Annotated in this window: 20 protein-coding genes; 7 read left to right on the plus strand and 13 right to left on the minus strand. The window is 73.8% G+C overall.

From position 1 onward, the window contains the following. Positions 1-70: 70 nt before the first annotated feature. The gene (gene ulaA / locus QYM41_RS14950; protein ID WP_368800584.1) at positions 71-1,618 is read right to left on the minus strand and encodes a PTS ascorbate transporter subunit IIC; all 1,548 of its coding nucleotides are present in this window, start codon (positions 1,616-1,618) and stop codon (positions 71-73) included. A 13-nt stretch (positions 1,619-1,631) separates the two neighbouring features. Continuing rightward, a complete protein-coding gene (locus QYM41_RS14955; protein WP_368800585.1) occupies positions 1,632-2,477 on the minus strand; it encodes a PTS sugar transporter subunit IIA in 846 nt (281 codons plus the stop codon). 297 nt (positions 2,478-2,774) lie between these two features. Between QYM41_RS14955 and QYM41_RS14960 the strand changes: the two genes are divergently transcribed. Then, positions 2,775-3,992 carry an MFS transporter gene (locus QYM41_RS14960; RefSeq protein ID WP_368800586.1) on the plus strand — a complete coding sequence of 406 codons (1,218 nt, stop codon included), beginning with the start codon at positions 2,775-2,777 and terminating at the stop codon, positions 3,990-3,992. Between the two features lie 31 nt (positions 3,993-4,023). On the opposite strand, the gene QYM41_RS14965 is transcribed toward QYM41_RS14960, so the two are convergent. The 4 genes from QYM41_RS14965 to QYM41_RS14980 form a co-directional block, all read right to left on the minus strand. Continuing rightward, positions 4,024-4,563 carry a hypothetical protein gene (locus QYM41_RS14965; protein WP_368800587.1) on the minus strand — a complete coding sequence of 180 codons (540 nt, stop codon included), beginning with the start codon at positions 4,561-4,563 and terminating at the stop codon, positions 4,024-4,026. 166 nt (positions 4,564-4,729) lie between these two features. Then, complete coding sequence (locus QYM41_RS14970) at positions 4,730-5,536, minus strand: ABC transporter ATP-binding protein (protein ID WP_368800588.1); 807 nt, start codon at positions 5,534-5,536, stop codon at positions 4,730-4,732. After that, positions 5,533-6,582, minus strand: a complete 1,050-nt coding sequence (locus QYM41_RS14975; RefSeq protein WP_368800589.1) for a FecCD family ABC transporter permease — start codon at positions 6,580-6,582, stop codon at positions 5,533-5,535. The genes QYM41_RS14970 and QYM41_RS14975 overlap by 4 nt, the downstream gene beginning before the upstream one ends. A gap of 83 nt (positions 6,583-6,665) precedes the next feature. Continuing rightward, complete coding sequence (locus QYM41_RS14980) at positions 6,666-7,694, minus strand: FecCD family ABC transporter permease (protein ID WP_368800590.1); 1,029 nt, start codon at positions 7,692-7,694, stop codon at positions 6,666-6,668. A 120-nt stretch (positions 7,695-7,814) separates the two neighbouring features. On the opposite strand from QYM41_RS14980, the gene QYM41_RS14985 reads away from it, so the two are divergent. Beyond that, positions 7,815-8,840 (plus strand): ABC transporter substrate-binding protein, encoded by a 1,026-nt coding sequence (locus tag QYM41_RS14985; RefSeq protein WP_368800591.1) that lies wholly within the window; start codon positions 7,815-7,817, stop codon positions 8,838-8,840. 73 nt (positions 8,841-8,913) lie between these two features. On the opposite strand, the gene QYM41_RS14990 is transcribed toward QYM41_RS14985, so the two are convergent. Continuing rightward, complete coding sequence (locus QYM41_RS14990) at positions 8,914-9,288, minus strand: hypothetical protein (protein WP_368800592.1); 375 nt, start codon at positions 9,286-9,288, stop codon at positions 8,914-8,916. A 276-nt stretch (positions 9,289-9,564) separates the two neighbouring features. Between QYM41_RS14990 and QYM41_RS14995 the strand changes: the two genes are divergently transcribed. Continuing rightward, the gene (locus QYM41_RS14995; protein WP_368800594.1) at positions 9,565-10,830 is read left to right on the plus strand and encodes a heparan-alpha-glucosaminide N-acetyltransferase domain-containing protein; all 1,266 of its coding nucleotides are present in this window, start codon (positions 9,565-9,567) and stop codon (positions 10,828-10,830) included. Here the strand turns inward: QYM41_RS14995 and QYM41_RS15000 are convergent. The 6 genes from QYM41_RS15000 to QYM41_RS15025 all read right to left on the minus strand — a co-directional run bounded on the left by QYM41_RS15000 (position 10,820) and on the right by QYM41_RS15025 (position 16,188). Beyond that, positions 10,820-11,938, minus strand: coding sequence for a sensor histidine kinase (locus QYM41_RS15000; protein ID WP_368800595.1), 1,119 nt, complete (start codon positions 11,936-11,938; stop codon positions 10,820-10,822). The two genes, QYM41_RS14995 and QYM41_RS15000, sit on opposite strands and share 11 nt — an antisense overlap. 101 nt (positions 11,939-12,039) lie before the next feature. Continuing rightward, positions 12,040-12,759: a response regulator gene (locus tag QYM41_RS15005; protein ID WP_368800597.1), complete on the minus strand. Its 720-nt coding sequence runs from the start codon at positions 12,757-12,759 to the stop codon at positions 12,040-12,042. A gap of 223 nt (positions 12,760-12,982) precedes the next feature. After that, positions 12,983-13,993, minus strand: coding sequence for a metal ABC transporter substrate-binding protein (locus QYM41_RS15010; RefSeq protein ID WP_368800598.1), 1,011 nt, complete (start codon positions 13,991-13,993; stop codon positions 12,983-12,985). 58 nt (positions 13,994-14,051) lie between these two features. Next, a complete protein-coding gene (locus QYM41_RS15015) occupies positions 14,052-14,441 on the minus strand; it encodes a Fur family transcriptional regulator (RefSeq protein ID WP_368800599.1) in 390 nt (129 codons plus the stop codon). A gap of 2 nt (positions 14,442-14,443) precedes the next feature. Further along, a complete protein-coding gene (locus QYM41_RS15020; RefSeq protein ID WP_368800625.1) occupies positions 14,444-15,364 on the minus strand; it encodes a metal ABC transporter permease in 921 nt (306 codons plus the stop codon). Positions 15,365-15,366: 2 nt separating this feature from the next. Further along, on the minus strand, positions 15,367-16,188 hold the full coding sequence (locus QYM41_RS15025; RefSeq protein WP_368800600.1) for a metal ABC transporter ATP-binding protein: 822 nt from the start codon (positions 16,186-16,188) through the stop codon (positions 15,367-15,369). 221 nt (positions 16,189-16,409) lie between these two features. Here QYM41_RS15025 and QYM41_RS15030 point away from each other — a divergent pair, with 221 nt between their 5' ends. The 4 genes from QYM41_RS15030 to QYM41_RS15045 all read left to right on the plus strand — a co-directional run bounded on the left by QYM41_RS15030 (position 16,410) and on the right by QYM41_RS15045 (position 19,438). Next, on the plus strand, positions 16,410-16,817 hold the full coding sequence (locus QYM41_RS15030; RefSeq protein WP_368800601.1) for a four-helix bundle copper-binding protein: 408 nt from the start codon (positions 16,410-16,412) through the stop codon (positions 16,815-16,817). 173 nt (positions 16,818-16,990) lie between these two features. Continuing rightward, the gene (locus tag QYM41_RS15035; RefSeq protein WP_368800602.1) at positions 16,991-17,335 is read left to right on the plus strand and encodes an NADH-quinone oxidoreductase subunit A; all 345 of its coding nucleotides are present in this window, start codon (positions 16,991-16,993) and stop codon (positions 17,333-17,335) included. Beyond that, complete coding sequence (locus QYM41_RS15040) at positions 17,326-18,510, plus strand: hypothetical protein (RefSeq protein ID WP_368800603.1); 1,185 nt, start codon at positions 17,326-17,328, stop codon at positions 18,508-18,510. Before QYM41_RS15035 ends, QYM41_RS15040 begins: the two co-directional genes overlap by 10 nt. Further along, complete coding sequence (locus tag QYM41_RS15045) at positions 18,494-19,438, plus strand: complex I subunit 1 family protein (protein WP_368800604.1); 945 nt, start codon at positions 18,494-18,496, stop codon at positions 19,436-19,438. The genes QYM41_RS15040 and QYM41_RS15045 overlap by 17 nt, the downstream gene beginning before the upstream one ends. Position 19,439 lies beyond the last annotated feature (1 nt).

A 19,439-nucleotide genomic window follows, 5' to 3' on the forward strand; every position in this document is an offset into this window, starting at 1 on the left:
TCGTCAGGACCGGCTCGTGGCCGCCCGGATCGGCGCGCGGGCGGGCAGCGGTGTCAGCCGGACGGCGGTGTCAGCTGGGCGGCGGGGGCGGAGCGGGCGCGCCCTTCGGCGGGGCGATCTTGGGGAACACCCGGGACGGGCTCGCGGCCTGGGCCGCCGCGGTCTCCTCGCCGTCCGCGTTCCCGGGCCAGGCGCGGCCGGGGGACGGGTCCCAGTGGGCGTCGACCACCTTGCGCTGCACGAGTACGGCCAGCGCGAGCAGGCCGAAGCCGATGAGCGCGATGACCACGATGCCGCCGACGGAGCCGATCTTGGCGGCGGAGCCCACCGCGATGCCGAACCAGCCGAAGTCGGCGTCCCCGAAGGTGGTGTTCTCGGAGCCGAAGGTGCCCAGCACCGAGAGCAGGAACGCGGGCAGGAACGTGATGATCAGACCGTTGACGAAGCCGCCGGCGAGGGCGCCGCGGCGCCCGCCGGTGGCGTTGCCGTAGACGCCGGCCGCGCCGCCGGTGAAGAAGTGCGGCACCAGGCCGGGCAGGATCAGCGCGATGCCGAGGGCCGGGTTGAGCCACACGGACAGCACGAGGAGCCCGATCAGACCGCCCACGAAACTCGAGATGAAGCCCAGCAGCACGGCGTTCTGCGCGTAGGGGAAGACGATGGGCGCGTCCAGCGCCGGGATGGCGCCGGGGACGACCTTGGCGGCGATGCCCTGGAAGGCCGGGACGAGCTCACCGAGGATGGTGCGCACGCCGAAGAGGATGACGGCCACGGCCACGCCGAACTGCAGGCCCTGGGTGATCGACATCATGATGTAGTTGCCCACGCCGGTGGCCCCGCCCTCGAAGGCGGTGAATGCCTCCTCGCTGCCGGCCCGGACCAGGAACAGCACGGCGAGGACCACGTACATCAGCGCCATGGACAGGGCGGTGGCCACCATCGAGTCGCGCAGGAAGCGCAGGCCCTCCGGCAGCTTGGTGTCCTCGGTGGAGCGGCTCCTCTTGCCCACCACCTGCCCGACGGCGCCGGCGGCGATGTACCCGGCGGTCCCGAAGTGGCCGATGGCCACGCTGTCGTCACCGGTGATCCGGCGGGTCCACGGGTGGGCGAGCGCCGGGAGCGAGACCATCAGGATGCCCAGCAGCAGGGCGCCCAGCGAGACGGTCACCCAGGCGTCGTAGCCGGCGGTGGCCAGGATGATGGTCAGCATCGTGGCCATGAACAGGACGTGGTGGCCGGTGAGGAAGACGTAGCGCAGCGGGGTGAAGCGGGCGAGCACCAGGCTGACGGCGAAGCCGAGGATCATCAGCCAGGCGACCTGGGCCCCGTACTCGGCCTGGGCGATCCCGGCGATGGCCTCGTTGGTGGGGATCACGCCCTGGGCGCCGGTGGCGCCCAGGATCATGGCGCCCAGCGGCTCCAGGGAGGCGACCACGAGGGTGGCCCCGGCGCCGATCAGCAGGAAGCCCAGCGTCGCCTTGATGGCGCCGCCGATGATCTGGCCGGTGCTCTTGCGCAGGGCGGCCAGGCCCACGGCGGTGATGATGCCGATCAGGAACGCCGGGACGGCGAGGATCTCGCTGACCAGGAACTCGGGAATGCTGACGAGCCAGTTCACGGGGTGCCTGCCTTCAGACGTCGTAGAGCTCGCGCAGGGCGGCGTCGAGCTCGTTGGTGCTGGTGAAGTTCTCGATGACCTTCACGGGGACGCCGACGTCCCCGAGGGTGCGGGCGATCTCCCCGGAGGTGAGGATCAGGTCGGACTCCTTGGCCTTCCCGCGCGCGGAGATGGTGTCGGTGGCCTCGACCGTGAGGTACTTGCCCCAGCCCCAGTGGTCGAGCACCTGCTCCAGCGTGTTCTTCAGGAACAGGCTGGTGCCGAGGCCGTTGCCGCACACCGTCAGGATCTTGTTGCGGCTGTCCGGGCCGCTCCCGCCCCGCTCCCCCGCCGGTTCGGCGTCGGGGGCCTCCGCCCCCGGGTCCTGGGCGGGCGCCTCCGACGCCGGGTTCCGGGCGGGCGCCGCCGGGGCCTCCTGAGTCAGCACGGCGAGCACCTCCTCGGGCGTCGCGGCGGTGTCCAGGGCGGCCCGCTTCTCCGGCGAGCCCAGCAGCGTGGCCAGGGAGCGCATGGCCTGCAGGTGGGCCTTCTGGTCCTTCGCGGAGAGGGCGACGACGAGGCTCACGGGGTCGTTCGAGGCGTGCCCGAACTCGACCGGCCGGGCGAGCCGGACCCAGGACATCGCGGTGCGGTGCACGGCGTCCGAGGGGCGGGCGTGGGCGAACGCGAAGCCGGGCGCCACCACGATGTAGGGGCCCTTCTCCTCGACGCTCGTGATCATGGCCTGGGTGTACTCGGCGCTGATGGCTCCCTGCCGCTCGAGCACCTGACCGGCCAGGGCGATGGCGGTGCGCCAGTCCTCAGCCGGTTCGTCCAGACAGATGGATTCGAGGTCCAACAACCGACTGATTTCAGACATGTCACATATCGTAGCGCACTTGACATACTACCCAGTAGCTATTTTTGTAGATCTTCCTTGGACGATATACGTCGTTCGTGCCCGGCCCGGAGCATCCACCCGACCGGGATCTGGCAGGCTGGCCGTGGCACCTGCACCGCAGGCAGGAAGCCACCGGAAGCGCGTCCGCGCACGCGCGCCACGCCCCGTCCTGCCCAGGAGCCGCCATGAGCACCCCGTCCGAGTCGTGCCCGGAGACCGCCGGGCACCGCACCGCCGGCCGGTCCCCGCAGCCGCACCCCGTCCGGGGCCGCTGAGATGACCTCCCGCACCGTGACGCCGCGCGCCCTGCCGTGGGTGGTCGCCGGCATCGTGCTCGTCGCGCTGAGCCTGCGCGGGCCGATCATCGCCCCGACCCCGGTCATCACCCAGATCCAGTCCGAGCTCGGGCTCTCGGCGGCGACCGCGGGGCTGCTCACCGGGCTGCCCGTGCTGCTCTTCGCCGTGGTCACCCCGCTGGCCTCGAAGCTGATCGGGCGCTTCGGCCCGGAGGCCGCGGTCCTGGCCTGCCTGACCGGGGTGCTGGCCGGGACCCTGATCCGCTCCGCCGGCCCCACCGCCGTGGTCCTGGCGGGCACCGTGGTCATCGGCGCCGCGATCGCCGTGGGCAACATCGTGATCCCGGTGATCATCCGCCGCGACGTCTCCTGGCGGCGGATCCCCACGGTGACCGCCGCCTACACCGCTTCCCTCAACGTCGGGTCGATGATCACCGCGCTGGGCACCGCTCCGCTGGCGGCGGCGGTCGGCTGGCGCTGGGCGCTGGTCACCTGGGGCGCCCTGGCCCTGGCGGCCCTGGTCTTCTGGCTGGTCGTGGCCCGCCGCCGCGCCCGGAGCGCACCGGCGTCCCCGGCGTCCCCCGCCGAACCGCCGCCCACCACCGGGGCCTCGGGCGCGGTCCGCAGCACGGGCCAGGTCCGGCGGATCGGCTGGTGGCTGACCTTCGCCTTCTGCGGGCAGGCCTTCTCCTACTACTCGATCACCGCCTGGCTGCCCACCCTGCTGGCCGACACCCGCGGGCTGAGCCTGGCCGCCTCCGGCGCCGGGGCCTCCCTGTTCCAGGTCGCCGCCATCGCCGGCGCCCTGGGGATCCCCGTGCTGGCGGCCCGCACCCCCGCATGGACCCCGGTGGCGGTCGTGGGAGCGCTGTGGATCGCGCTGCCCATCGGACTGCTGGCCGCGCCCGGGGGATACCTCGGCTGGTCCGTCCTCGGCGGCATCGCCCAGGGCGGGGGCTTCACGGTGATCTTCTCGCTCGTGGCGCGCATCGTGCGCTCCGACGCCGAGGCCGCGGCCACCTCCGCCCGCATCCAGGGCAGCGGCTACCTCGCCGCGACCGTCGGCCCGCCCCTCGTCGGGGCGCTGAACTCCGTCACCGCCGGCTGGACCGTTCCCCTGCTGGTCGTCCTGGGCGCCACCGTGGTGTTCCTGGTCGGCGGTCTCCTGGCCGTCCGGGAGACCCGGCGCCGCGCGTGACCCCGGCCGTGGGCCCGCGGCCGGGCTGCGCTCAGTCCAGCTCCACCACGGTGACCGGCAGGGGGAGGGCCTCCGCGGTGAAGGCGGTCTGCTCGGAGAACGGCACGCCGGCCTCGTCCCGCCCGAAGCACAGGGCCAGCACCTCGCCGGGCTCGGCGCCGGCCATCAGGGTCCAGTGCTGGCCGACCGCGTCCACGGCGTGGGCCTGGTGGTCGAGGTCCGTGTCCCCCTCGACGTCGGCGAACCGGGCGCGGTAGGCCTCCACCTCCTCGGGGGTCTGCAGCACCCCGGCGGAGACGATCGCCTCCTCGTCGCCGGTGACGGCCGGGGCCACCGGGTAGGCGATCCGGAACGGCGGCTCCAGCACCTCCAGCAGCTCCCGGGCGGGAGTGGCGTCGTCGCCGCGCAGCCACAGCCGGCCCGTGCCGTCGGCGAAGCCCGTGTACTCCTCGTCGTTGGGGTAGAAGCAGAGGAAGCCCGAGCCCGGGATGCGCGCGGCCAGGCCGGTGAGGTCCGCGGCGTGCTCCACGGTCAGGAAGCGGGTGAGGGGCTCCAGCAGCAGGGGTTCCACGGGTGATGTCTCCTAGCGGGGCGGTGGGACGGCGACGGGGCGGTGGCGCCCGGACGCTCTACGCTACGCCGCCGCGCCCCCGGACCCGGCCACCGTTGCGGCGTGAGTGGGCGGACCAGGACTCCCCGTCGGCGGGAACGCCGGAGCCGGGGGCCGGACGAGGCGGTCAGGTCGTGACGACCCGGCCCAGGGGAATGACGTGCGGCCGGCCGCTGACCGGCTCGGGCACGATGTGCGCCCGCAGGCCGAACACCTCGGCGAGCAGGTCCGCCGTGACGACCTCTGCCGGTGTCCCCTGGGCGACGACGCGACCGGCGTTCATGGCCACGATGTGGTCGGAGAAGCGGGCGGCCAGGGAGATGTCGTGCAGCACCATGACCACGGTCCGGCCCAGGTCCTGGTTGAGCCCGTGGACGAGCTCGAGGATCTCCACCTGGTGGGCCAGGTCCAGGTACGTGGTCGGTTCGTCCAGCAGCACGATGCCGGTGTCCTGCACGAGCGTCATCGAGATCCACGCGCGCTGGCGCTGCCCCCCGGAGAGCTCGTCGACCGGGGTGTCCGCGAGCTCGGCGATGCCGGTGGCCTCCAGCGCCCGGCGCACGGCGTCCTCGTCGGCGTGCGAGAACTGCTGGTACCAGCGCTGCCGCGGGTGGCGCCCCCGGGAGACGAGGTCGGCCACAGTGAGCCCCTCCGGCGCCGTGGGCCCCTGGGGCAGAACGGCCAGCCGTTGGGCGATCCGGCGGGTGGACTGCCGGGCGAGCGGTTCGCCGTCGAGGGTCACGGTGCCGCCGAGAGGGCGCAACAGACGTGCCAGGCCGCGCAGCAGCGTGGACTTGCCGCACCCGTTGGGGCCGATGACCGTGGTGACGCGGCCGTCGGGGACGGCCAGGGACAGGTGCTCGACGACAGGCCGCCCGTCGTAGCCCAGCGTCAGGTCCCGGGCCTCGAGCCGCGGGGCGGGCAGGGGGTTCATGTGGCCCTCCGTTGGGATCGCAGGACGAGGTGGATGAGGTACGGGGCGCCCAGCACGGCGGTGGCGACCCCCACCGGCAGGGGCACGGCCAGCAGGTGGGCGGCCGCGGTGTCGGCGACCAGCACGAACAGCACCCCGACCAGGGCCGAGACGGCCACGGGCGGCACCGGGGCGCGCACGAGCAGCCGGGCGATCTGCGGCGAGGCCAGCGCCACGAAGACCAGCGGACCGCCGATCACGGTGGCGATCGAGGCCAGCAGCACGGCCAGGCTCAGGGCCGCCACCCGCAGCCGCCCCAGCGACAGACCCAGGCCCACGGCGGTGTCCTCGTGCAGCGCGGACAGGAGCAGCCACCGTCCGGCCAGGACGGCCGCCGCGACCAGGACGGCCGCGACGACGGACAGGGGACGCACCAGGGTCCAGTCCTTGCCGTTGAGCGATCCCGTCATCCAGGTCAGGGCCTGGGCGGCGCTGGTGACGTCCCCCAGGGTGAGCATCCAGGTGGTCAGTGCCGTGGTGAACCCGGAGATCCCGAGCCCCACCAGGATCAGCCGGTAGCTGTCGAGCCCGTTCCGGTAGGCCAGCAGGTACACGGCCACACCGCTGGCCGTGCCGGCGGCGAAGGCCGCGGCGGGCATGCCCACGGTCGCGGCCGCACCGCTGAGCCCTGCGGCCCCGCCCTGGCCGAGGATCAGGACGGCGACCGCGCCCGCCGACGCGCCGGAGGTCACGCCGAGGATGTCGGGGCTGGCCAGCGGGTTGCGGGCGACCGTCTGCGTGACGGCACCCGCCGCGGCCAGGCACGCGCCCACGAGCACGGCGGCCACCGTGCGCGGGGCGCGGAACTCGATCACCGCCAGCTGCACGGCGGCGTCCGGGGGCCGGCCGGCGAGCGTGGCCACGACCTGCGCAAAGGGGATGGGAGTGCCCCCTACGGCCACGTGGATCGTCGCGGCCGCAGCCACCAGGACGAGCAGGACGATCGAGACCCCGAGCGCTCGCGGGTGCACCCGCACGGAGACGGGGCCTGCACGCAGCGCGGGCACGGAGCGGAACGGGCGCGGCTGGGGAGAGTCCCTCCGGGCCGGAGTCGGTGTGCGGGCCCGGGTCGGGGCGGTGGGTGCCGGGGTCATACGCCGGCCGGCTTCCGGCGCCGGGCGAGGTGGACGAAGAACGGTGCGCCCACGGCCGCCAGCACCACCCCGACCGGCAGCTCTCCCGGGCGGGCGACGACCCGGCCGGCGGTGTCGGCCAGCAGCAACAGAGCCGCACCGGTCAGGACCCCTGCGGGCACCAGCCACCGGTAGTCGGTGCCCATCACGGCCCGGGCCACGTGGGGGACCACGAGGCCCGCGAAGGCGATGGGCCCGGCGAGGGTCACGGCCGCACCCGCGAGCAGCGTGATGGCGGCGATCCCGGTGACCCGGGCCCGGAGCACCGAGACCCCCAGGCCCCGGGCGACGTCCTCGCCCAGCGACAGGCTGTTCAGCGCTCCGACGTTGACCGCGGCCAGGACGAGACCCAGGGCCAGGAAGGGCCAGAGCACCTCGAGGGAGCCGTTGCGGATCGCCACGGAGCCCACCTGCCAGAAGCGCAGGGTGTCCAGGGCCTGGTCGTCGAGGAGCACGATGCCGGAGACCAGCCCGGCGCACAGGGCGGAGACGGCCGCACCGGCCAGCACCAGGGTGATGGGCGTGGCCCCGTGCCGGGCGGCGGAGCCGATGAGGAAGACCACCACGACCGCCACCAGGGCCCCGGCGAAGGCCAGCAGCGCCTGGGTCAGCGGGGTGACGGTGCCCGCCACGGCGGTCACCGCGACGATCGCCAGGGCGGCACCCTGGTTGATGCCCAGCAGGCCCGGGTCGGCGATCGGGTTGCGCGTGTGGCCCTGGACCAGCACACCGGCCAGGCCGAGGCAGGCTCCCACCACCACGGCGGTCACGGTCCGGGGCCAGCGCAGCTCGCGGATGGTCACGTCCATGACCGTGCCCGTGGGGGTGAGCACGGCGTGCCAGGCCTCGGCCGGGGTGGAGGGCCGTCCGCCCACGCACACGCTGAGCACCACGGCGCCCAGGGCCACGGCGAGCAGCACGGCCAGCCACTGCCCCCGGTGGAGCACGGGGGCGCGCCGAGACCGGGTGGCCAGGGACGGAACCATGCGACCTCGATTACGTCAGGAGAGTGTGAGCTAATGTCGGGCGGACTGCTACAGTCTGCCACAGTGAGGCAAGCCTCACCTCACCACGTCCTCTGATCCGTCCGACCGAAGGCCTTCCTCATGACCCGCCTCAAGCTCCTCCCCGCCGCCGCCCTCGGCCTGTCCCTGCTCAGCCTCACGGCGTGCGGCAGCGGCGATCCGGCCGCCGAGTCCGCCACCGGGTCCGCGGCACCGGCCTCGGCCGGGGCGAGCGGAACGTCCGCCGGGTACCCGCTGACGCTGACCCACGCGATGGGAGAGACCGTCATCGAGGAGCAGCCCCAGCGGGTGGTCGCCCTGGACCCCAGCTACGTGGACGCAGCCCTCCTGCTCGACGCAGAACTGGTCGGCTACGCCGAGTACCGCCAGGACCCGGAGGACCCGTTCGCCGACTACCTGGGGGACGTCTCGGAGGAGACGGCCGGGTCCGTGAACGTCGGCACGATCGCCGAGCCGGACCTGGAGCAGATCGCCGGACTGGACCCGGACCTCATCGTCTCGGCCAAGGTCCGCCAGGAGGCCCTGTACCCGCAGCTGGAGAAGATCGCCCCCACGGTGTTCTCGGAGTCCACCGGGCCCACGTGGAAGGAGAACGTGGTCCTCCTGGGCGAGGCTCTGGGCAAGCAGGAACAGGCCGAGCGGGAGGTCGCCGACTACGAGGCGCGTGCCGCCGCGGTGGGCGAGGCGATCCTGGAGAAGGACCCCGGAGCGACCTACTCGCTGCTGCGCTTCGCGGGCGAGGACACCGCACGCCTGTACTCCTCGGACTCCTTCATCGGCGAGATCATGGCCGACATGGGCATTCCCCGCCCGGAAGGGGCCCCCGACACGACGGAGAGCATCTTCGTGCCCCTGTCCCAGGAGCAGATCCTCGAAGCGGACGCGGACCTGGTGATGGTCAGCACGTGGGCTCCCGAGGGCGCCGAGGGCGAGGCGTCCCGTGAGCAGGAGGAGCGCTTCACCACCAACCCGCTCTGGGACCGGCTCGAGGGCGAGGTCCTGCCGGTGGACGACGAGACGTTCGTGGCCTCCGTGAGCATCCAGGGCGCCCACGCGGTGATCACGCGACTGGCAGAGCACTACGGAGTGGACCCGCAGCTGCCCTGACCCCGCCCGGCCCGGTGGGGTCCCCGGCGCGGTCCAGCGCTGCCCGCGGGGTCCGGCGACGGGCGGCAGGGGCCTACTGCAGCACCGGCATCAGCAGCCCCAGCAGCACGAGGCCCGCCCCGCAGACCGCCAGGGCCCAGGCCGAGCGGTGCGGGGTGCTCAGTCTCCAGTGCTCCGGGTGCCGGGAGTGGTACCAGACGACCACCTCGGCCCCGGGAGCAGGAGCGGGCACCGGCGGACGGTGCCAGGGCTCCTCGTGGATCTCGTACCGGGTGGTGTGCCAGCGCAGCGCGTGCTCCTCGCCGTGGACGACGTGGACCGCCTCGGTCCGGTGCCACCGCACGCGCAGGCAGCGGATGATCACGGCCGCCGCCACCAGGGCCAGGCCCGCGTTGGTGGCGGCCGCGCTGGTGACTTCGAGCAGGGCAGCGCCACTGAGTCCGGTCACGGCCTGAGCCTACTGGCGGGCCGGGCGGGTTCCCGTCCGGCCCGCCCCTTTCCCAGGGTTCTCCCGGCCGGGATCGCTGCTCCTGCTGTGTCCTGCGGCTCCTGCGCGCGGGCGGGTCGATGTCTTGACGAAAGCGTGAGGATCCTGCGAGCTGGGCGCCGGGTGCGGACGGCACGCTGGAGGTGGACCGGCTCCGGACGCCCCGGGGCCGCGGACGCGGCCCGCCGGCCGTGCCCACGACCGGCCCTGCGGCGGCCGGCTGCACCAGGAGGAATCATGAGTGGGATGTCACCGGCGAGGACGACCGCCCCGGAGGGGCCGGCCGGTGCCGCCGCCCGGCCCGCACGCCGGCTGGTGGGCATCGACGCGGCCCGGGGGCTGGCACTGATCGGGCTGATCTCGGTGCACATCCTGCCCGACCACGACGCGGCGACCGACGAACCGACCTGGTCCCACCTGATCTTCTCGGGGGACTCGGCGGCCCTGTTCGCCCTGCTGGCCGGGGTCGGTCTGGCCCTGACCTCCGGCGGGCGCCGCCCGCACGGAGGCGCGACGATGACCGCCGACCGGATCGGCCTGGCCGTGCGGGCGGGGCTGATCGCCCTCGTGGGGCTGCTGATCGGGGTGCTGATGCCCGAGGACGCCCCGGCGGACAACATCCTGATCTACTACGGGATGTTCTTCCTGCTGGCGGTCCCGTTCCTGCACGCGGGCCCGCGGGTGCTCTTCGGCTGCGCGGCGGTGTTCTGGCTCGCCGGGCCGCTGCTGATGCAGGGGCTCACGGAGGTGCTCCCCGAGTGGAGCTCGTCCAACCCCACGTTCGCGGACGTGGTGAGCGAGCCGGCAGGGACGCTCTCCCAGTTGCTGCTGACCGGCACCTATCCGGCACTGCCCTACATGACCTACCTGCTGGCCGGAATGGGGCTGGGCCGGTTGGACCTGCGCCGGCGCGGGGTGCAGGTGCGGCTGCTGGCCGTGGGTCTGGGGCTGACGGTCCTCGCCCGTGTCGCCTCCTTCGTCCTGCTCCACGTCCTCGGCGGATCCCAGCGGCTGCTGGAGGCCTCCTCGCTGGACGAGCAGGAGCTGGCCGAGGCCCTGATCTGGGGGCCGGACTCGCCGCTCACCGAGTCGATGTGGTGGCTGGCGATCGACACGCCGCACACCAACACCCCACCGGCGATCGCGGCCAGCCTGGGGGTGGGCCTGGCGGTGCTCGGGGCCCTGCTGCTGATCGCCCGCCGGTTCGAGGCCTGGCTGCTGCCGCTGGCGGCGATGGGCGCGATGACGCTGACCCTGTACACCGCCCACCTGGTGGCCCTGTCCTTCGAGGTCCACGAGGACCGTCCCGCCCTGTGGTACGCCGTCCACCTGGTGGTCGCGGCGGTGTTCGCCGTGGCCTGGCAGCGGGCGAAGGGCCAGGGACCGCTGGAGAAGGTGATCGGACGCACCGTGAAGGGCACCCGCCGGCTCGCCCTCCGCGGGACCCCCCGCCCCCCGGACCGGCAGGCGCCGCCGCCGTCCTCCGGCGGGATCAGCCGGTAGGGCGGGGCAGGTGGATCCGGAAGCTGGCCCCGCGGCCGGGGCCCTCGCTGGTGGCCTCGAGTGTTCCGCCCTGGGCCTCGACGAGGGCCCTGCTGATCGCCAGCCCCAGGCCCGAGCCTCCCCGGTGCGCCTCCCGGCCGGTGTGGGCGCGGTAGAAGCGTTCGAAGACGTGCGGGAGGCTCTCCGCGCGGATGCCCTCCCCGGTGTCGGTGACGGTGTAGGTGACCGCTGCCGGGGTGTGCTCGGTGTGCAGGACGATGCTGCCCCCGGACGGGGTGTGGCGCAGGGCGTTCTCCAGCAGGTTGCTCAGCACCTGGCCCATCCGCTCCGGGTCCAGCGGCACCGGGGCGATCTCCGGGCCGGTGCTCCGCGCCGTGAGGAGCACGCCCTTGCCGGCGGCCTCCGGCTCGATGGCCGCGACCGCCTGCGCCGCCAGGTGCCGGGGATCCTGGGGAGTCAGCTGGGGCCGGGTCATGCCCTCCTCGGCGGCGGTGAGCTGGCGGATGTCGCGGGCCAGGCGCTCCAGGCGGTTGATCTGGGCGTGGAGGATCCCGGTGGTGTGCTCGTCGAGCTCGACCACCCCGTCCTCGACGCCCTCCAGGTGGCCTTCGAGGCTGGCCAGCGGGGTGCGCATCTCGTGCGCCAGGTCGGCCAGCATCTGGCGCCGGGTGGTGTCCACCGCACTGAGCTTGGCGGCCATCTCGTTGAAGGAGCCGGCCAGGGTGTCGAACTCCGGCCCCAGCGCGGCGGAGGTGACGCGCACGTCGTAGTTTCCCGCGGCCACCTCCCCGGCGGCGGCGCTGAAGGAGGCCAGGGACCGCCCGATGGTGCGGTAGAGGTAGAAGGTGAGGACACCGGCGATGCCGAGGGCCGAGAGCCCGCCGATGGCCGAGGCCGTGAGACTCACCGAGCGGAAGGCGTCCTCCAGGTGGCCCAGCCCGTCGGCCTCGTCGACATGACCGGCCTCGATGAGCTCCTGGTAGAACATGGACGGCCCCACCAGCACCGCGGTGATCACCACGATGACCAGTCCGCTCAGCAGCACCGCGGCCTGCGCCAGCATCAACCGCACGGTCAGCGAGGCCCGGGACCGGGGCAGGCTCCTCATCGCCCGGCTCCTCATCGCCCAGGTCCTCATGTCCCGGCTCCTCATCGCCAAGGTCCTCATGTCCCGGCTCCTCATCGCCAAGGTCCTCATCGCCTGGCTCCTCATCGCCCGGTGCCCATCCGGTAGCCGACGCCGCGGATGGTCTGGATGAACCTCGGGCCGGCCGCCTCGTCGCCGAGCTTCTTGCGGATCCGCCCGATGTGCACGTCCACCAGGTGCGCGTCCCCGTTCCAGGTGGTCTCCCACACCATCTCGACCAGCTGCCGGCGCGAGAGCACCAGGTGCGGGTGGGCCGCCAGGGCGGCCAGCAGGTCGAACTCGATCCGGGTCAGCGGCACCGGCTCCCCGCCCAGGTGGACCTCCCGGGCGGCCTCGTCCACCACCAGGTCCCCGACCACCAGCGCCCGGTCCCGCCCCGCCGCGGCCGGGCCGGGCGCGGGGCCGGTGCGGGCCCGGCGCAGCATGGCCTGGGTGCGGGCCACGAGCTCGCGCGGGCTGAACGGCTTGGTCACGTAGTCGTCGGCACCCACCGACAGGCCCACGATCTTGTCGATCTCGTCGTCGCGGGCGGTGAGCATCAGGACGTGGCAGTCGGAGAAGGTCCGCACCTGGCGGCACACCTCGATCCCGTCGATCCCGGGCAGCCCCAGGTCCAGCACGAGGACGTGCGGGGCGAAGTCCCGCACCGCGGCCACCGCGTCGGTGCCGTCGTGGCGCACCTCGACCTCCAGCCCGGCCTTGCGCAGATATCCTGCGACGAGCCGCGCCAGGTCGACCTCGTCGTCGACCACCAGCACACGACCCGCTGGGAGTGAGGACATGGTGGCTCCTTCGTCGGCGCCGCCCGCTCAGGCCCGGGCGGCGGGGCCCGGGTCCACCGCCCGGCCCGGAGGCGCGGCGTCCGCGGTGGTCCCCGTCATGGTGTGCACGATCCCATTCTCCCCCACCGCGGCGCTGCCCGGAGGGCCCCAGGACCCCTCCGGGGACGGCCCGGCACCGCGCGGGCCGCTCCGGATCCGACCGGGACGGCTCAGCCGGTGGATGCTAGGCGCAGTCCAGCGCGGTCCGCAGGGTCTCGAGGTTGGTGCGCATGACCTGCTGGTAGTCGGCGCTCTCGTCGGCCTGGATCTCCAGGGGGTCCAGCACCGCCGTCCCGATCCCGTGCTCGGCCGCCAGGGTCTCGGCGACCTTCGGGTTGACCAGGGACTCGGAGAACACCGTGGTGACGCCCTCGGACTCGACGACCTCGCCGATCTCGGCCAGCCGGGCCGGGGAGGGCTCGGTGTCGGGCTCGAGCCCGGCCACGGACACCTGGTCGAGGTCGTAGCGGTCCGCCAGGTATCCGTAGGCGTCGTGGGTGACCACGATGGTCTCGCGCTCGCAGGTGGCCAGCCCCTGCTGGAAATCCTCGTCCAGGGCGGCCAGCTCCGTGCTCAGCCGCTCGGCGTTGGCCTCGTAGGCCGCGGCGTTGTCCGGGTCCACCTCGGCCAGCTCGTGGGCGACCTCCGTGGCCACCGCGGCCAGCCGGTCCGGGTCCAGCCAGAAGTGCGGGTCCTCGCCGTCGTGGCCGTGCCCGTCGTCACCGGCGGGCTCCGCCTGCTCACCGGCCGGGGAGTCCTCCCCGTGGGCCTCGCCGGCGTGGGACTTCTCCACGGACCCGTGCTCCTCCGCGGCGTGGGCCTGCTCGCCCTCCACCCCGGCGTGCCGCGCGTCGAGGACGTGCCCGGGGGCGGCCTGGGCCACGGCGTCGTCGACCGCCGGCTGGAAGCCGGAGAGGTAGACCACCGCGTCCGCGGTGCGCAGACCGTCCACGGCGGCCGGGGACAGCTCCACGTCGTGGGGCTCGGCCCCGCCGGGGGTCAGGGACTCCACGTCCACGAGGTCCCCGCCGACGCGTTCGGTGACGTACTGCAGCGGGTAGAAGGAGGCCTGCACGGTCAGCTTCTCGTCGGTGCCGCCGGTGGCCGAGGGGTCGCCCGGGCCGGAGGCGCAGGAGGACACGGTGAGGGCGGCGGCCAGGGACAGCGGGGCGGCGAGAGCGCGCGACAGGTTCATGAGAACAATTCTCAGACAAGCTGAGAATCGTTGTCAAAAGCTGACGGCCGGCGTGCGCTCAGCCCTCGGCCCGGCACGCCGCGCAGATCCCGTGGAGCTCGATCGCGTGGGTGACCTCCGTGAACCCGTGCCGGCGGGCGGTCCGGGTGGCCCACTGCTCCACCGAGCTCTCGGCCACCTCCACGGTGCGGCCGCAGCGGCGGCAGACGAGGTGGTGGTGGTGCTCGGTGCGCCGGCACCGGCGGTACCGGGTCTCCCCGCCCGGGGCGGCGAGGGCGTCGATCTCCCCGGCCTCGGCCAGGGCGCTGAGGTTCCGGTAGACGGTGGCGAGGGAGACGGACTCCCCCTGCTCGCCCAGCAGCGCGTGGAGCTGCTGGGCCGAGCGGAACTCGGGGGTCCGTTCGAGCAGCTCGGTCAGGGCCGAGCGCTGCCGGGTGGTCCGCGACATGGTCACGCTCCTCGCAGTTGCAGGTCGTCCTCGGCGTCGTGGAGACGGTCCGTTCCGTGCGGACCACCGTGGCGCCGGGTGCGTCCCAGGAGGGGGCGGGCGAGCAGCGCCAGCACGTAGCAGGCGATGGCCAGCACCACGATCGTGGCCCCCGGGGACAGCGGCTGGACATAGGTGATGGACAGGCCGGTCACGCAGACGCCGACCCCCACGGCCATGGCCACGCCCATGGTCCCGGCGAAGGACCGGGTGAGCAGCTGGGCCACGGCGACCGGGACGATCATCACCGCGGAGACCAGGAGGACGCCGACCACGCGCATCGACACGGACACGGTCAGGGCGGCCATGACGGCCACCATGAGATTCAGGGCGCGCACCGGCAGCCCGGTGGCGAGGGCGAACTCCTCGTCGTGGCACAGGGAGAACAGGGCGGGGCGCAGGCCGAGCCCGAGACCGAGGACCACCGCGGCCAGCCCGGCGGTGAGCCAGACGTCCAGAGGGGTGACGGTGGCGATGGAGCCGAAGAGGTAGCCGGTGAGGTTCGCCGACGTGCCGCCGGCCAGCCCGATCAGCAGCACTCCGCCGGCGATGCCGCCGTAGAAGAGCAGGGCCAGCGCGACGTCCCCGCTGGTGCGCCCCTTGGTGCGCATCACCTCGATGAGCACCGCGCCGACGATCGCCGCAACCACCGCCCCGGGCACCGCCAGGGCGTCGTGCGGGGTGAGCCCGGCCGCGGAGCCGGCCAGCCAGCCCATGGCCACCCCCGTGAGCGCCACGTGGCCGATGCCGTCACCGAGCAGGGCCAGGCGCCGCTGGACGAGATAGGTGCCGATGACCGGCGCGGAGACCCCGACCAGGGCGGCGATCAGCAGCCCGCGCTGCATGAGCGGACTGGCCAGCATGGCGGCGAGGGTCTCGATCATGGTCACTGCGGCTTTCCGTGGAGGTCGGGGGCGGTCGGGACGGTGGAGTGCTCGTCCCCGTGGGGGTGCAGGTGCTCGTGGTCGGGGGCGTCGTGGCCCGGGGCGGGCAGCGGAGGGGCGCCGTCGTGGACGATGCGCCCCTGGCGCAGCACCACGGCGCGGTCCAGCAGGGGGGCCAGCTCGCCCAGCTCGTGGAGCACGACCAGGAGCGTGGTGCCGTCCGCCTGCAGCTGCGCCAGGACCCGGGCCACGGCCTCCCTGGAGACCTGGTCCACCCCGGACAGGGGTTCGTCCAGCAGCAGCAGCCGGGGCCGACGCACCAGGGCCCGGGCGATCAGCACCCGCTGCTGCTGACCGCCGGAGAAGATCGCCACGCTCTCGCGAGCCCGGTCGGCCAGACCGACCTGCTCCAGGGCCTCGAGGCACGCGCGCCGGGCGCCGGCGCCCGGGCGCAGGCGCTGCCGCCCCGTGAGCCCCGAGGCGACGACCTCGAGCGCGGTGGCCGGCACCCCGGCGCCGACCCCGACGCGCTGCGGGACGTACCCGATGTCGGACCACGGAACGGCCCGGCGGGCACCGGTGACGTCGGCGCCGAAGATCCGGGCCTCGCCGGAGGCGATGGGCACGATGCCGAGCAGGGACTTCAGGAAGGTCGACTTCCCGGAGCCGTTGCTCCCCATCAGGGCCACGGCCTCGCCGTCGGCCACGGTGAGGTCCACGCCGCGCAGCACCGGCACGGCACCGAGGACCACGGTGAGATCCTCGGCGCGGATCGCCGGGCGGTCCGCCGCCGGTGGCGCGGAAGGAGTTCTCATGAGATCCATTCTCAAGAAAATGAGAACGACGGTCAATTCGCGGTCGAGGGGGTCGCCGTCGGGACAGAGGCCGGGGCTTGCGGGGGCAGTCCCCGGCTCATCGACATCTCTTCACGGAATCTTCACGGCCGGGGGGTTCACTCCCCCAGATCGGCAGTCTACTGTCGATGACACGGCGGGCCGGCTCCGACCGGTCCGCACCACGGCTGAACGGACGAAGGAGCGAGACCATGACCCACGTGACCTCGATGCTCGAGACCTATCCGAAGGACCTGGGCACCATCGACCGGCAGAAGCTGGCGGAGTGCATCGCCGCGTGCTTCGAGTGCGCCCAGACCTGCACCGCCTGCGCCGACGCCTGCCTGGCCGAGGACTCGGTCGCGGACCTGACCGGGTGCATCCGCACGAACCTCGACTGTGCCGACGTCTGCGAGAGCACCGGCCGTGTGCTCTCCCGCCGGACCGGCGCCAGTGCCGAGGTCACCCGCGCGGTCCTCGAGGCGTGCCGCACGGCCTGCAAGGCCTGCGGGGACGAGTGCGGGCAGCACGCGAGCATGCACGAGCACTGCAAGGTCTGCGCCGAGGCGTGCCGCCGTTGCGAGCAGGCCTGCACCGACCTCCTCGCCGCGCTGGGCTGAGCCCGGCGGAGCGTCGGCGTGACCGTTCGGGTGACCGCCGCTCCGGCCGTCCCGGTGGTCACCGGGACGTCACATCGCGACCGGTGGGAGGGAACCGCCCGGCAGGACGACGCCCTCCCACCGGCCGACGGCAGAGGTCGGGACGCCGACCGCGCGGCGAGGAGGAGATCATCGTGTACTCCGGGATCGTGGTCATGGCCCTGGTGGCGCTGCTTCTCGTCCTGCTGCTCTATGCGCTCCACCACCTCGCCGCCGTCTCGACCGACCCGCTGACGGCCCTGCCCGCTCGATCCGGCTGGATGCCCGAGGAGCACGCGCTGTCCCGCTTCCACGCCCGCTGGTACCTCGCCTCGATCGTGTTCCTGGCCTTCGACGTGGAGATGCTCTTCATGTATCCGTGGGCCGTGGTGGTGATCGAGGAGGGGATCTCCGCCGTGGTGGAGATGTTCCTGTTCCTCGGAGCTCTGCTCGTCGCCGTGGCCTGGGCCTGGCGGGAGGGGGCGTTCCGATGGGCCTGAGCGGCGTCATCGCCCGCCTCGCGGTCCGGGCGGCCCAGGTCCTCGTCGTCGAGGTGCCGGGTCACGGGGAGACCCGCATGGAGGTCGAGCAGGAGCTGCTCCGGCGCGGGTGGCGACCCGCGTGGACACCGGCCGACGCGGACGTGCTCGCCGTGTGCGGCGACCCCGGCCCTGAGCTCTCGGAGCTGGTGGACCGCCTCTGGGAACAGATGCCCGGTCCCCGCGTCCGCTGCCGCATCGCCTCGCCCGGCGCTGTCGGTTCTGCTCTCGACGACGCCGCGGCGCTCCTGCTCGACACCCCGCACCACCGCTCGGACGCCCGGGAACGGCCGCAGGAGCCCGGGATCCCCGAGGACGGGGATGATGGGGGTCACGGAGGCATGGACCACGGCGAGATGGACCACGGCGAGATGGACCACGGCGAGATGGACCACGGCGGTCACGGTGGGATGGACATGGCTCCGGCAGGAATCCCCCTGGCGGAGGGCGGGGAGGACCGTGACGGGCTGGAGATGGATGTGCTCCACCTCCCGCTCGGCCCCGTGCTCCCGTTCTGGCCGGCCGGGCTCGTGCTGCGCTGCGCGCTGCAGGGCGACGTGGTGGTCGACGCCGAGGCTTCCGTGGTCGACGGTGCGAACCACGCCGAGGACGACGACGAGAACGCCGACCACGGGGCCGGAGCGACCGGCCCGCGTCCCCGGCCCGCACACGGTGCGGTGGCGCGGTGCGACCAGGTCATGGCGCTGCTGGCGCTGGCCGGGGCCGAGGACGCGGCGGCCTGGGCGCGCCGCGCCCGGGACGCGCTCCGGCACGGCGACCGGGCGGCGGCCCGGGCCGCCGCCGAGCGGCTGCACCGGTCGGTCCGGAGATCGTGGTTGCTCCGCTGGTCGCTGCGGGGCGTGCTGCCGCTCGACCCTTCCGCCCTGGAGCGCCACGAGCTGCCGCGGCACTGTCTCGGGGACGCCCACGACCGCTTGCTGTCCCGGGTGGACCGGATCCGCGCCGAGGCCGGTGCCGCGGAGCCGGTCCCGCCCGATGACGACGCGGTGCCGTGGGCGGTGGTGCCGGACCTGGTGACGGGCCTGGAGCTGGGCTCCGTGCGACTGGCCGTGGCGAGCCTGGTTCTCGAGCCGCACCCCGCCGTCCAGGAGGTGGACCGTGTCCGAGAGCATTGAGGCCGTGGTGACGGTCGTCCCCGGCGGATGGGCTGTGCCGGCAGGAATCATCCTGTGCAGCCTGGCCTTCTTCGCCGTGGCGCTGGACGCGGTGCTCTCGGCCCGGGCGCAGGGCACCGGCGGGGGGTGGGGCGCACCGCTGGGGCGCACGGCGCGGCTGCTGCGGCAGCGGCGCCGGACCACCGTGGCCGCGGACACCCTGCTGTGGCGGGTCGGTGGCGCGGGCATGCTGGTCGGGGCGTTCCTGATGATCGCGGTGCTCCCGCTGGGCCGGTGGACGCTGACGGACCTGGATGTCGGCGTGGTGTGGTTCAACACCGTGGACGTCATGGTCTGGGCGCTGGTCTGGCTGGCGGGGTGGGGGGCGAACTCCGTGCACGGCCTGGTGGGCGGCTACCGGTTCCTGGCCCACGGCCTGGCCTACGAGCTGCCGCTGATGTTCGCGTTGGTGGCCCCGGCCATCGCCGCCGGCAGCCTGGCCGTGGGCGACGTCGCGGCGGCGCAGGACGGGCTGTGGTTCGCGGTCTGGATGCCGGTGGCATTCCTCGTCTTCCTCGTCGGCGTGACCGGCTTCTCCGTGTGGGGTCCCTTCGCCCCGGCGCTGGCCGCCGACATCGGCGGCGGCGTGCTGGCCGAGCTCTCGGGGGTCGACCGCCTCGTCCTGCAGGCCGGGCGCCACCTGTTCCTGACGGCCGGCGCCGCCTTCTCGGTGCCGCTGTTCCTCGGCGGCGGCGCCGGGCCCGTCCTGCCCGGCTGGGCCTGGGTCCTGGTGAAGACCGTGGCGGTGCTGGCAGTGCTCGTGTGGCTGCGGCGGAAGGTCCCGCTGCTGCGCCCGGACCGGTTCATGGAGATCGGCTGGACGGTCCTGCTCCCGGCCGCCGTGCTCCAGGACCTGGTCGTGTCCCTCGTCGTCGTCTGGAAGGGCTGAG

It is taken from the genome of Kocuria oxytropis (assembly GCF_040981195.1).
In the GTDB taxonomy this organism is placed as follows: domain Bacteria; phylum Actinomycetota; class Actinomycetes; order Actinomycetales; family Micrococcaceae; genus Kocuria; species Kocuria oxytropis.